At 40.5% G+C, this 13,050-nt stretch carries 12 protein-coding genes; 7 read left to right on the plus strand and 5 right to left on the minus strand.

Going from position 1 to position 13,050, the window contains the following annotated elements; genetic code table 11:
* Positions 1-217 precede the first annotated feature (217 nt).
* A complete protein-coding gene (locus Q0779_RS21595) occupies positions 218-1,744 on the plus strand; it encodes a metal transporter (protein ID WP_298775923.1) in 1,527 nt (508 codons plus the stop codon).
* Positions 1,745-1,805: 61 nt separating this feature from the next.
* Complete coding sequence (locus Q0779_RS21600; protein WP_298775968.1) at positions 1,806-2,573, plus strand: NRDE family protein; 768 nt, start codon at positions 1,806-1,808, stop codon at positions 2,571-2,573.
* 11 nt (positions 2,574-2,584) lie between these two features.
* Here the strand turns inward: Q0779_RS21600 and Q0779_RS21605 are convergent, their stop codons facing one another.
* On the minus strand, positions 2,585-3,016 hold the full coding sequence (locus Q0779_RS21605; protein ID WP_298775925.1) for a nuclear transport factor 2 family protein: 432 nt from the start codon (positions 3,014-3,016) through the stop codon (positions 2,585-2,587).
* A gap of 130 nt (positions 3,017-3,146) precedes the next feature.
* Here Q0779_RS21605 and Q0779_RS21610 point away from each other — a divergent pair, with 130 nt between their 5' ends.
* Positions 3,147-3,698 (plus strand): lysophospholipid acyltransferase family protein, encoded by a 552-nt coding sequence (locus Q0779_RS21610; RefSeq protein ID WP_298775927.1) that lies wholly within the window; start codon positions 3,147-3,149, stop codon positions 3,696-3,698.
* A 77-nt stretch (positions 3,699-3,775) separates the two neighbouring features.
* Positions 3,776-4,405, plus strand: a complete 630-nt coding sequence (locus tag Q0779_RS21615; protein ID WP_298775929.1) for a LysE family translocator — start codon at positions 3,776-3,778, stop codon at positions 4,403-4,405.
* A gap of 123 nt (positions 4,406-4,528) precedes the next feature.
* Here the strand turns inward: Q0779_RS21615 and Q0779_RS21620 are convergent, their stop codons facing one another.
* Positions 4,529-5,788 (minus strand): mechanosensitive ion channel family protein, encoded by a 1,260-nt coding sequence (locus Q0779_RS21620; RefSeq protein ID WP_298775932.1) that lies wholly within the window; start codon positions 5,786-5,788, stop codon positions 4,529-4,531.
* Positions 5,789-6,046: 258 nt separating this feature from the next.
* Between Q0779_RS21620 and Q0779_RS21625 the strand changes: the two genes are divergently transcribed.
* From Q0779_RS21625 to Q0779_RS21635, 3 genes are all read left to right on the plus strand, one after another.
* Positions 6,047-6,664 (plus strand): DUF3157 family protein, encoded by a 618-nt coding sequence (locus Q0779_RS21625; protein ID WP_298775935.1) that lies wholly within the window; start codon positions 6,047-6,049, stop codon positions 6,662-6,664.
* A gap of 129 nt (positions 6,665-6,793) precedes the next feature.
* A complete protein-coding gene (locus Q0779_RS21630; RefSeq protein ID WP_298775936.1) occupies positions 6,794-7,843 on the plus strand; it encodes a DUF2235 domain-containing protein in 1,050 nt (349 codons plus the stop codon).
* Between the two features lie 89 nt (positions 7,844-7,932).
* Positions 7,933-8,913 carry a DUF2235 domain-containing protein gene (locus Q0779_RS21635; RefSeq protein ID WP_298775938.1) on the plus strand — a complete coding sequence of 327 codons (981 nt, stop codon included), beginning with the start codon at positions 7,933-7,935 and terminating at the stop codon, positions 8,911-8,913.
* Between the two features lie 117 nt (positions 8,914-9,030).
* Here Q0779_RS21635 and hutH read toward each other — a convergent pair whose 3' ends face one another.
* The 3 genes from hutH to hutC are packed head-to-tail and all read right to left on the minus strand — an operon-like array spanning position 9,031 to position 12,972.
* Positions 9,031-10,569: a histidine ammonia-lyase gene (gene hutH / locus Q0779_RS21640; protein ID WP_298775940.1), complete on the minus strand. Its 1,539-nt coding sequence runs from the start codon at positions 10,567-10,569 to the stop codon at positions 9,031-9,033.
* A complete protein-coding gene (gene hutU, locus Q0779_RS21645) occupies positions 10,566-12,242 on the minus strand; it encodes a urocanate hydratase (protein WP_298775941.1) in 1,677 nt (558 codons plus the stop codon). The genes hutH and hutU overlap by 4 nt, the downstream gene beginning before the upstream one ends.
* Positions 12,243-12,264: 22 nt before the next feature.
* Positions 12,265-12,972, minus strand: a complete 708-nt coding sequence (gene hutC, locus Q0779_RS21650; protein ID WP_298775943.1) for a histidine utilization repressor — start codon at positions 12,970-12,972, stop codon at positions 12,265-12,267.
* Between the last annotated feature and the right edge of the window lie 78 nt (positions 12,973-13,050).

A 13,050-nucleotide genomic window follows, 5' to 3' on the forward strand; every position in this document is an offset into this window, starting at 1 on the left:
CCCTCAACTCAATGCCTTGCCTAAACGCGTTTTAATTCCAGCTGAATCCTGCATCTTCAAGTGGTTTGGGTATATACCCACCCACGCAATACATAAAGAGACAGTACAACATCACGCAAGAAACCCTAGAAAAAGAAGAGAAATGAAAGATAAACACCTCTGAATAAGGCTGGTATACTAACAATAATATTTTGCCCCTTTTTATTATTTGGATATCATGCTGTATCTTGCTGCTAGCTGCATAGCCCTATTATTGGGCCCTGTTTTTTATCGTTTTTTTACAACAGGTACTGGTCTACAAAAAGGCTTAGATGGTTTTATCTTTGTTTCCTTAGGAGGGCTAGTTCTCATCCATATTTTACCAGAGCTACTTGAACATGGCGGCCTGTTATCAATATTATTTTTATTCATTGGCATGTGGGGGCCAAGTGCCAGTGAACGGTTATTTCATAAATACTCTGATGTGACCCATAATATTGCCTTATTTTTAGGCGTTACAGGGCTACTTTTACATACCATCACCGATGGAGGCGCCATCATACTCGCTCAACAAGAGGGCAATTCAAGCTTGTTGGCTTTAGGCGTTATTCTGCACCGATTACCTATAGGGTTAGCAATTTGGTGGCTACTCAAACCTCAAGTTGGTATTCGTTGGGCTTTTGCCGTCATCGCAGTCATGATGTTATTAACTGGAGTGGGGTACTTTGCTGGAGAACAACTATTAACCCACCTCAGTTTAGATAATACTGTTTATTTACAGGCTTTTGTTACAGGCTCCATTCTCCATGTTGTCATACATCAACCCCATGGACATTCAAGCCCAGATCATTTAGGTCAATATGAGTATCAAGCAGGCATTGGTAGCTTATTGGGCATAGGATTACTTTTTGGTTTAATGTTAATGGGCACCGATGGCCATGAACATAACCATCATGAGAGTTTTGTACCACAATTACTACAATGGATGCTCACTATTGCCCCTATTCTTCTCCTTTGTTATATCGCAGCTTGTATAAGGTATGCATTAGGCTTAACTCCCAATACAAAAAATACCCAATTAAAATGGCTTCAAACACTCATTGGGCCTGAAACCCTTTTAGTAACAGCATTCTTATTAGGGCCTTGGCTGGCATTATTTCAAGCAGTTGGTATTTTATGTCTATCAAGTTACCTAACCTATGCAGGCATCACTCCTACCCACTCAACTCCCTTTGCAGGAAAGTCATTTTTAAAATTTGGGCTAAGTCATCAAGTTGATAAAAGCGCACCTTGGGTCTTGCTAAGTTTAGTGCTCGTTAACCTAATAAGCTATCCAAGTTTGTTACTCATTCATCCTATATGGCAAGTTATCATTATTGCTGCGTTTCTTATCCCTATGCGCTTTTGCTCCATTGGCGCTGCAGTCCTTTCATTAAGTTTAGCTTATAGTGGTTGGTCGATCAGCGCTGTCTTATTGCCTTTACTTGTTGCCCCATTATTTAATGCCATTTCATTAAAAAACATCAAACTTAATCATATACTCCCCCTCATTGGGTTACTCTTATTATCAGTGATAATTGTTCAATGGATTAACCCTCAATGGCACGCAATGTTTAATTTACCTGAGTGGATCAATATCTTTTCAATGATACTGTTATGCCTATTATTTTCTGCCAGTTTGCTCAGATTAGGTCCTCGACAATTTTTACTCAGCTTAGTGAGTTTTACGCCTAAACCTCATACACATAAAGAGCACCATCATTAGCTACACATTAATGTATAAAAGCGCTAAGGTTAGTAGATAGTAAATGACTAACCTTAAGCTTATGTGTATCCTCTTTATTGCTCTAAAAGTGCTGCCAGACTACCCTCTGATTATTTGTGCAAATAGAGACGAATCCCATAATAGGCTCACACAAGCAGCCCATTTTTGGCCACCAGAAAACACCTTATTAGCAGGAAAAGACCTTATAGCAGGAGGAACGTGGTTAGGTATAAACAAACAAGGCAACATTGCCGCAATCACCAACATTCGAACACCTGAACAAAAAACACACAACCCAAAAACACGAGGAGAACTCCCCTTATTAGCGCTAGCGCAATCGAACTCACCAATATTTTTTTCTTGGTTAAAAGAAAATGATATTAAGTACCACCCCTTTAATTTACTGTACGGCAATGAGCACTCACTTCACTGCTATAACAGCCAAACTCAGACAAACAGCACCTTAGCACCAGGGTTTCATGCTGTCAGCAATGGTACATTAGATGATATATGGCCTAAAATGGCAAAAGGAAACAATGCGCTTGAACAATACCTAAACACACATTCAACGCCAATCATCACTGAACTCCTGGCTTTATTAACCGATACCCAACAAGCTGAAGATAAATATTTACCACACACAGGTATTAGCCTAGATTGGGAACGCTTACTTTCTTCTATCTTCATCAAACACCCTAAATACGGGACACGTTCATCTAGCATTATCCTCATAAACCGACAAAAACAAGTGTCTTTCACTGAAGTGCGCTTTAATAATCAAGGCCACCAAATAGATCAACAAACTTTTTATTTCAATACAAAATCTTAATCACTGCCATGTTAACTTTTTCCACTTGAAGAGTGATCTTGAGTGATAACCCACACATCATTTTTTCTCTCCATTAATAAAGTAAACACCCCTTTGGGGTTATCTTTAGTTCGAATAATAGACCAATTCCCAGTCACCACCGCAGCATCATTATTCAACATCTTTATCTCATCGACGACAAAACTCAGTTGCCCTAATGCACTCTTATCAACATCATTGGCTTGATAAGCATTCAACATATTTTGCCAACCGAATTGAAATTCTCCCTCTGACACAAACCTTAGCTGCTCATTGTGCCAATACCCCTCCATATAAGCTGTAATATCGCCTTTATTCCAAGCTGTTTCCTGCTTTTCTAAAACCGATAAAATTTCATCAGTTGGAACCGCATATGTCAAAAACGAAAAGAAAAACAAACATAAACCTACAATTTTTTTTATCATAGCATTAGCCCATGCTAATAAAAGATATTGCATTATACGCCAATAAAAGCCACATTCGAATATAATGAATAAGAACCCTTAACCAAAACTAACACATAGAGGTGTGTAACATCTAACTAAGGTATATGTCATGCGACAAGCATTTTGGTATCGTTTATTAAAATTAATAGGTTGGGACTTTGAAGGTGAATTACCAGCATCACCTCAATACATCATCATTGTCGCGCCACATACTTCCAACTGGGACTTTCTGGTAGGACTAATAGGCTGTTATGCATTAGGGGAAAAAATTCATTTCTTAGGAAAACATCAATTATTTATTCCCCCTTGGGGGTGGCTTTTCCGTGCACTTGGCGGAACCCCTGTGGATAGAAGTCAATGCAACAACCTTGTTGAAGGCGCGTCACTTTTATTTAAACATAACCCCCATTTTAAACTCGCTCTCACGCCTGAAGGCACAAGAAGCCAAGTCAAACGTTGGAAAATGGGCTTTTATCACATTGCACACCAAGCTGGAATTCCAATTGTTACAGTAGGCTTTGATTTTAATATCAAAAAAATCATTATTGGCCAAAGCATTACCCCCAGTGATGACATGGCAGCCGATATGGAAAAAATTATCCGTTTTCACCGTTCGATAAAAGGCTTATATCCCAAGGAAATTCCTGACTTTAAAAACTAGCATTCAGCGCTTAATTACGCCATATTACTTACCCATAAATTCAACAACACTGATACAGTGATTAAGGATGTTATCAAATGCACTTTGATACTTGGTTACTCTTTTCTTTTGCCGTACTCATGATTGCTATTAGCCCTGGTACCATGGCCGTCTTATCGATGAATCATGGCATTCATTATGGCAAAAAACGTTCACTTATTACAGGACTTGGCAGTGTAAGTGCCGCAATGTTACTCATGCTTGCTTCCGCATTAGGTTTAGGCGCTATTTTAAGTAATGCCGAGTATGGGTTTGTCATTTTGAAGTGGTGTGGTGGAGCTTACCTACTTTTTCTGGGAATAAAATTACTTCTCAGTAAAAATAAACAACAAGGCTTGCTGTTGGCACAGACCAAACAACAAGCTAGCTCAAAAAACATGTTCAAACAAGCCTTTACAGTAGGAATAAGTAACCCTAAAGACTTACTTTTTTTCAGTGCATTATTTCCACAATTTATCGATATGTCTTTACCTCAAGTCCCACAGCTACTCATTTTAGCACTCACATGGGCCATAATTGATTTTAGCTTTGTGATGATTTATGCCAGCTTAGCGAACGTTTTAGCTCCTAAACTCACAGAAAGTCAAAAATTGCACTGGTTTGATCGTTTCAGTGGTGCCATGTTTATCAGCTTAGCGGGCTTATTGGTCACTCGAAGCAATGAATAATCCCCTTCCATTACCTTTAGATATTCATCAATAAGCTTCCAAAATGTCAACTTATCCTAGAACGGAACAAGATACATTAAAAAGCCAACAATCATCTTGTTGGCTTTTTAATTCACATCAATATCATGACATGGCTTTTAAACTTCGCAAATCTGCACCTGAAGGCGGCTGGAAAGCACGCAAGCCAAACTCGGGTAATATGGCATAAATATGATCAAAGATATCCGCTTGAATATCTTCATAGACATCCCAACGAGTATCATTGGTAAAGACATAAATTTCAATAGGGATCCCTTCGCTGACTGGCGCCAACTGACGCACAAGTAACGTCATCTCTTGATGTATATTGGGATGATTCCGTAAAAAGTACACCATATAAGCTCTAAAGGTACCAATATTCGTCAAATGACGACTATTGACCCGCATTTCTGCATCACTCACCTTGGCATTATAAGCATCCATTTCCACCGCTTTACTCGTAAGATACTCCTTTAAGTGATTAATTTTAGAAAATCTCTTCTTGTCTTCATCAGTAATAAACTGAATTGTCTGAGTATCAATAATTAATGCTCTTTTAATCCTACGCCCACCAGACTCAGACATGCCTCGCCAATTTTTAAACGCATCAGATACTAGGGCATAAGCAGGGATCATCGTTATCGTCTTATCCCAATTACGCACCTTTACCGTGGTTAAAGAGACCTCTTCGACTGAACCATCAGCACCATATTTATCCATTTGAATCCAATCACCCGGACTCACCATACGATTGGCAGCAAGTTGAATGCCCGCAACAAAGCCTAAAATGGTATCTTTAAATACCAACATCACTAAACCTGTCGCAACACCTAAGCCACTGAGGAAATAAACGGGCGATTGATCCGATAAAATGGACACACAAATGATAATGGCAACGAAAAACAAGAATAGTTTTAATAGCTGCACAAAGCTTTTTATCGGCAACCGACGACTAACAAGATTCAGATCGGCAACTTCATTTGCAGCATCCAAAGCACTGTACACCACTCTAATCACTAAAATTACAATGGTGAATTCAAGTAAACGCTCAGTCAATGTACTCAATAAGGGCATGTTTGATAAAGCGAGAGGCACCAATAAACTCAGTACAAATAATGGCGCCAACCATGCCATTTTCTCTAGTACTTGATGACGCATAAAAGTATCATCCCAGCTCACTTTAGAATGCTTAATCACTAAATTAACCGTACGAACAATAACCCTGCGTACCACCAAGTAGACCACTAAGGCAAACAGCAAACAGCCGATAAGTGAAATACCCATCACCAAATTTTGAGAGGTAAACTCATCCAATCCCCAGCCGGATACCCAATGACTGATTTGAGAGCGAAAATCATAATTCACTGCTTACATTCCTCGTATTAATTTAAAACAAACACCTAATGACCACACTGTATCACTTTTTTACTCAGCAAGAAAAAAGCCCTAGCATTCCACAAAGACCGTTACGCCTTACAAACAAAAACAATTCAATAAACTAACAATAGCCCATGAGTTAACATTCCCCAATCCAATATTTTTTCACGCTATTTTCTCGCCATTGAGTATTATTTAGTTATATCCTAAGGGTTATAAAACCATTTCTTTAACGACGGCTTAACTATGCACAAACCACAACAAATAACGCGTACCCTCATTATTATTGCCACCGCTTACCTCTTAACGTTAACAAGCGCCTTTGCCGCTCAAATAGCTGAAGTCACCTTAGACAATGGCGCTAAAGTCAAACTCAACGATGATTTCACTTGGGAATACGTTATTCTAGATAATCCCAACGAAACTGTGCAAAAACCAGCACAAGCAATAACCGCTAAGCCTGTGAAGACTGCCCCCCCCTCAGCACTTCCAGCCCCAAAGCTAAACCCGCAATTTATAAAACAATCTGAATTATTAAAATCAACGGCTAAAGATGGCGTAAAAGTCAGTATCCTCGATACTAAATGGGATGATGACAAGTTAGGACTTCAATTTGAATTAACCAGTAACAGCAACAAACACTATGTTTTAGTCAAATTAGAAACACTGTTTTACAATGACGATGGACTACAAATAAAATCAGACAATTTAAATGTTTGGCAAGCCACGTTTCGATTACCCGACACCTATTTACGTAAAAATGAAATTCGAAAAAGCCGTATTTTTTGGATTGACGGGATAAACAAGGCTCACTGGAAAAAAGAACTCATGAGCCTAAAAATCACAGAACTCGAGTCAAGGTAATATTTAAATATCAATTGGTTAGATAAATACATTTATGCTCGATGACTTTTACTAACCAATTATAAACGGCATACATTTTGCTTTTAAAGCAGTAAAGCAAGAAATTGACAAACTGTAATGGAGAGTGAAATGTCAAAAAATATCGTCATTTTCTCGGATGGAACGGGACAAGAAGGCGGCATAAAATTCAACACCAATGTCTATAAAACATTTAATCTCATTGAAGAACGTTCAGGTAAACAAATTGCCCATTATAGCAAAGGGATAGGCACCGATTGGCGTCAAATCACAGGCAGTTTATTGGGTGTAGGCATGACTGATAATATGATTGAATGCTATCAGTTTTTATTTGACCACTTTCACGTTGGCGACAAAATTTACTTATTTGGTTTCAGTCGCGGTGCTGCGACTGTCCGCAGCTTATCACGCTTTATCGAGCTGTTTGGCATATTGCCTAAATCGAGACCCGAACTCATCAAACAGGCACTAAAAATATACAAAATAAAAAACCCTCATAAAAGACAACAGCAAGCTGCTTTGTTTATTGATAACAATAAAAATGTTGAATGTCCGATCACCTTCATGGGCGTTTGGGATACAGTTGCCGCCATGGGCTTACCCAACCGTTTCTTTGATAGCATGCTCTCCAAAGTCCCCCCTTTTAAACATAAATTTCATGACTTTACTATCAGCCACAATATACAACATGCTTACCATGCTTTATCCATTGACGATACACGGGCCATTTTCCATCCCATGCTGTGGAAAAAGAAAGCCCATGCCCAACAAACGGTGAAACAAGTTTGGTTTAGTGGTGTGCATACTGATGTAGGCGGTGGTTATGAAAGCGAAGGACTGTCCAATATTCCACTGGTTTGGATGCTAGACAGAGCGTTAGAACACGGGCTCATCATTCACAATAATATAGAGATCATTCAAGATATTAGCGCAAAAATGCATAATGAATCCATTGGGTTATCGGGCCGCTTCTTTACACAAAAAGAGCGAGTATGGAATACTGATATTGAAGATAAACCCACAGTTCATGCCAGTGTACTTGCCAGACAACTCAATCAACATAACGAAGCACGTCCTGAATATACGCCTTGGATATTAAAGAATGAATATTACTTAGAACCTTGGAATAAAAATATTTACCTTCCCAGAAAAGCGGCATAGGCATATATAGTATTGCTTTTATAAACAACCCAGACACATTATTCCATAACATTGAACCAAACTTTCCATTTCACTAATTGAAGTAGGATATGCCAAAAAATATCGCCACTATTTCAGATGGGACGGGACAAGGTGGACATACTCAATATAGAAGTAATGTGTATAAAAGCTATACTTTTATCGAGCAAGATCCCAACACACAAATAGCCCATTATAGTCAAGGGATAAGTCGACACTGGTGGCGGATCCCAGGCACATTGCTTGGACTTGGGATCACAAACAATATGCTTGATTGCTATCGTTTCATTGTTAACCATTATCATCAGGGTGACCATATTTATTTATTCGGTTTTAGCCGCGGAGCGGCAACCGTAAGAAGCTTATCACTCTTCATGTTATTTTTTGGCCTCCTACCAAAAGAGCAACCCGAACTCATCGATATTGCACTTAACATTTATAAATTAAATAATGCACAGTTAAGACAGCAAGAAGCTAACAAATTTATCAAACAACACCAAAGTAAAGCCTGTGACATCCACTTTATTGGTGTATGGGATACCGTCGCTGCGTTAGGTTTACCTAATCGTATTTTGGTTCAATTTCTCTCCAGCATTCCCGCTTGTAAACATCAATTTCACGACTTTAAAATCAGTGCTAATGTCAAACATGCTTATCATGCACTCGCAATAGGTGAGACAAGGGGCATTTTTAGTCCACTGTTATGGCGACAGAAAGCTCATCCAACGCAAACATTAAAACAAGTTTGGTTCAGTGGCGTCCATAGTGATATAGGTGGCGGCTATGAAAATGATGGACTTTCAAATATTCCACTATTTTGGATGCTAGAACAAGCCATTCATCATGGATTAATGGTAAAGCCTAATCTACCCATTAAACAAAATATTCAAGATGTTATGCATAATGAAGTCAGCAGAGGTTGGGGAACATGGTTGCAAAATAAAATACGATACTGGAATAAAAAAATTGGTGAAAAACCCACGATCCATGCCAGCGTGTTAGAACGAAACTTAAATACAATGAACCAAGGCTATCCAACTTATCAACCTTAGATTTTACAAGACAAATACTTTATAGAGCCTTGGCATAATAACCAAACACTGCCACCAGCCTTGAAAAAGAATTAAAGCCTATCCCCTAATTCTTTTTCATGAGTCATTAAAACCGCATTAATCTTTCATACTCGGTAACATTAAATCAGGCATGAATTGATTAAAGATCCCCGCCTTAAGCAAACCAATTGCCGCTTCAATATCAGGATTAAAAAAACGATCTTTATCATAATAATCCACTTTTTCTCGTAAATAGCCTTTTGCCTTTTCAACCAGCGGACTGGGCTTTAAAGGTAAGCGAAAATCGAGTCCTTGAGCTGCCGACAACCATTCAATCGCTATCACACCGCGCGTATTATTAGCCATCTCTCGTAATCGTCTGGCTGCAAACGTCGCCATGGAAACATGATCTTCTTGGTTAGCCGACGTCGGTAAACTGTCAACAGAAGCAGGATGGGCATAGGTTTTATTTTCTGACGCCAAGGCTGCAGCAGTCACTTGAGCAATCATGAAGCCTGAATTAACCCCTCCATTTTCAACTAAAAAAGGCGGTAATTTAGAGAGACTTGCATCAATGAGTAGTGCAATTCGTCTCTCCGAAAAAGCGCCTAACTCAGCAATCGCAATCGCTAAATTATCTGCCGCCATGGCAACAGGTTCAGCATGAAAATTTCCACCTGAAATAATGTCATTCGGGTTTTGAAAAACCAATGGATTATCTGTCACGCCATTAGCCTCTGTCACTAATACTGAAGCGGCAAAGCGGATCTGACTTAAACACGCTCCGAGCACTTGTGGTTGACAGCGCAGAGAATAAGGATCTTGCACCTTCTCACAATCTAAGTGTGATAAACCAATTTCAGACTCATCTCCTAACAAATGGCGAAAAATAGCCGCTGAATCCATTTGCCCTTGTTGGCCACGTGCCTCATGAATACGCGCATCGAAAGGACTTCGTCCTCCTAAAGCGGCTTCAACGCTCATTGCACCGACAACAGAACAATCAGCAAATAAATCTTCGGCATTAAATAATCCCTCCAATGCTAGCGCAGTTGATGCCTGTGTGCCATTCAGTAACGCCAAGCCTTCTTTTGCTGCTAAAGCAATAGGCTCAAGGCCGGCAATACGCAGCCCTTCAATTGCAGGAATAAGTTGACCTTGATAGCGGACTTGTCCTTCTCCTAATAAAGGTAAGCACATGTGAGCCAAGGGCGCTAAATCTCCCGAGGCGCCAACAGAGCCTTTCTCTGGAATACAAGGGTAGACTCGTGCATTCACTAATTCGATCAAAAAACGGATCACCACTAAGCGGATCCCAGAAAATCCTCGGCTCAAGGAATTAATTTTTAATATCATCATCAAACGCACTGTATCATCTGACATCAATTCCCCCACGCCCGCAGCGTGAGATAGTACTATCGATTTTTGCAGTAACTGTAAATCTTCAGCGGCTATTTTAGTATTCGCCAATAAACCAAAGCCCGTGTTAATCCCGTAAACGGTTCTTCCTTCATCTAATACTTTTTGCACCAACCCTGCACTGGTATTAATATTCTCCAGTGCATCTTCACATATAGAAATCTTTACTTCTGTTCGACTCATGTCACGCAACTGGTGTAACGATAAGGTACCGGGTGTTAACGTAAAGGGATTCATACATCTTCCTCCAGCATAGGGAGATCTAACCCTTGCTCTTTCGCGCAGTTTTTGGCTAATTCATACCCCGCATCGGCATGACGCATCACTCCCGTAGCAGGATCATTCCATAACACGCGCCCTAATCGTTTAGCCGCATCATCCGTTCCGTCACACACTATGACGACACCTGAGTGTTGACTGAATCCCATACCGACTCCTCCACCATGGTGTAAAGACACCCAAGTGGCACCACTGGCCGTATTCAATAACGCATTCATCAATGGCCAATCAGAAACCGCATCCGAACCATCAAGCATCGCTTCAGTTTCACGATTGGGGCTAGCAACGGAACCGGAATCAAGATGATCGCGGCCAATCACTATTGGCGCCGATAACTCACCACTTTTAACCATTTCATTAAAGGCTAATGCCAAGCGAGCGCGATCTTTTAAACCTACCCAGCAGATGCGTGCAGGCAACCCTTGAAAAGCAATACGCTCACGCGCCATATCAAGCCATTGGTGCAAATGAGGATTATCTGGGATCAGTTCTTTGACTTTTTGATCGGTTTTATAAATATCTTCAGGATCACCCGACAATGCCACCCAACGAAAAGGTCCAATACCTTCACAAAACAGCGGCCTGACATAAGCTGGGACAAAACCAGGGAAATCAAAGGCATTTTTCACACCTTCTTCAAAGGCCATCTGCCTAATATTATTACCGTAATCGGTTGTCGCGGCGCCTGCAGACTGCAACGCAAGCATAGCCTTAACTTGTACCGCCATCGATTGTTTTGCCGCCTTAACGACTGCGGCTTCATCGGTTTTTCTCATTGAAGCTGCATGTTCCAATGTCCATCCTTGAGGTAAATAACCATTTAAAGGATCGTGTGCAGACGTTTGATCAGTCACAACATCGGGGGTGATCTTTCTTGCCACCAGTTCACTAAAAACATCCGCGGCATTAGCAAGTAGCCCAACGGACACGGGCTGACCACTTTCATTCGCTGACGCTATCATGGCCAACGCTTCATCTAATGAATGTGCTTTTTTATCGACATAACCAGTACGAAGTCGAAAATCAATACGGGTTTCATCCACTTCACACGTAAGTACTGAGTATCCAGCCATGGTACCGGCCAATGGTTGCGCACCTCCCATACCGCCTAACCCGCCCGTCAAAATCCATCGACCTTGAGACTCGCCATCAAAATGCTGTTTTGCCATCGCAACGAAGGTTTCATAGGTGCCTTGTACAATGCCTTGAGAGCCTATATAAATCCATGAACCCGCCGTCATTTGCCCGTACATGGCTAGACCTTGTTTGTCCAGCTCATTGAAGTGTTCCCAATTAGCCCAATTTGGCACTAAATTAGAATTAGCAATAATAACGCGAGGAGCATTAGTATGAGTCTGAAAAACACCCACAGGTTTTCCAGATTGAACCAATAAGGTTTCATCATCTTCCAAACGCTTTAAAACTTGAATAATCTTGTCATAACAGGGCCAATCACGAGCGGCTCGACCAATTCCACCGTAAACAACAAGATCCTCTGGCCGTTCAGCCACATCAGGATGTAAATTATTCATAAGCATACGCATTGGCGCTTCCGTTAACCAAGACTTACAACTCAACGTTGTGCCATGAGGGGCAATGATATGCCTTGTCGTATCATGTCGATTATTCAATGTTCTATTCCTCTTAATACATTTAATTGTCGAAAACTAACTGCCCACCTAATTTAAAACGCGTACCCGGATAAAGTAATTTTGCAAAACTCACCACACCTTGGCTGGAAGCAGTCAATCGGCTGATCTGTAAACAAGGCTCTGTTTTGGGGATCTGTAATAATGTGCATTGACAGTCAGTCGCTAAAACAGCTTCAATGGTTTGCTCAGCTTGAGCTAAAGGAGCCACTTGAGAGAGGTACACATGTGGTGTAATTTCATTAAAATTTTGTGCTAAATAATGCGGAACCCTATTAGGTAAAACATAACGCTCCTCAATCTGTAAAGGCATACCCTCTTCTAAATGAACGAGTTTAGAATAAAAAGCAGGCTCACCTTCATTGAGGCTTAACTGTTCTGCCAAAGGCCGATCGACATACTGCTTCGCCAGCATTAACTGCTTCACGCTATAAATATGCCCCCGCAGCTCAATTTCTTGTCGAATATCTCGAATAAGCAAAACCGAAGATTGCGCTTTATTACTGGCCACAAAAGAACCAATGCCTTGAGAACGCGTTAAAATCCCTTGCTCAGTCAACTCCGTTAAGGCTCGCCTTGCCGTCATCCTGCTACAAGAAAAAACAGTCGCCAATTGATTTTCTGAAGGCAATTTATCCCCTTCCTGCCAATCTCCAGAATCCACTTTAGTCAGAATATAATGTTTAATCTCTAAAAATTTAGCCTGCGCCATATTTTAAAATCATCTACATGCTCAAAAAGTCACCTCAACACACTAACTTGTATATACAAGCTAGTGCAAGCTAGACAA

Source organism: uncultured Shewanella sp., assembly GCF_947491715.1.
Classification (GTDB): domain Bacteria; phylum Pseudomonadota; class Gammaproteobacteria; order Enterobacterales; family Shewanellaceae; genus Shewanella.

What these genes read in the sequence shown, in the direction of transcription:
- Q0779_RS21595 (WP_298775923.1), top strand. Translation starts at nt 218, where the DNA reads ATGCTGTATCTTGCTGCTAGCTGCATAGCCCTATTATTGGGCCCTGTT.
- hutC (WP_298775943.1), bottom strand. Translation starts at nt 12,972, where the DNA reads ATGGCGCAGGCTAAATTTTTAGAGATTAAACATTATATTCTGACTAAA.
- Q0779_RS21630 (WP_298775936.1), top strand. Translation starts at nt 6,794, where the DNA reads ATGTCAAAAAATATCGTCATTTTCTCGGATGGAACGGGACAAGAAGGC.
- Q0779_RS21635 (WP_298775938.1), top strand. Translation starts at nt 7,933, where the DNA reads ATGCCAAAAAATATCGCCACTATTTCAGATGGGACGGGACAAGGTGGA.
- Q0779_RS21615 (WP_298775929.1), top strand. Translation starts at nt 3,776, where the DNA reads ATGCACTTTGATACTTGGTTACTCTTTTCTTTTGCCGTACTCATGATT.
- hutH (WP_298775940.1), bottom strand. Translation starts at nt 10,569, where the DNA reads ATGAATCCCTTTACGTTAACACCCGGTACCTTATCGTTACACCAGTTG.
- Q0779_RS21625 (WP_298775935.1), top strand. Translation starts at nt 6,047, where the DNA reads ATGCACAAACCACAACAAATAACGCGTACCCTCATTATTATTGCCACC.
- Q0779_RS21600 (WP_298775968.1), top strand. Translation starts at nt 1,806, where the DNA reads ATGTGTATCCTCTTTATTGCTCTAAAAGTGCTGCCAGACTACCCTCTG.
- Q0779_RS21605 (WP_298775925.1), bottom strand. Translation starts at nt 3,016, where the DNA reads ATGATAAAAAAAATTGTAGGTTTATGTTTGTTTTTCTTTTCGTTTTTG.
- Q0779_RS21610 (WP_298775927.1), top strand. Translation starts at nt 3,147, where the DNA reads ATGCGACAAGCATTTTGGTATCGTTTATTAAAATTAATAGGTTGGGAC.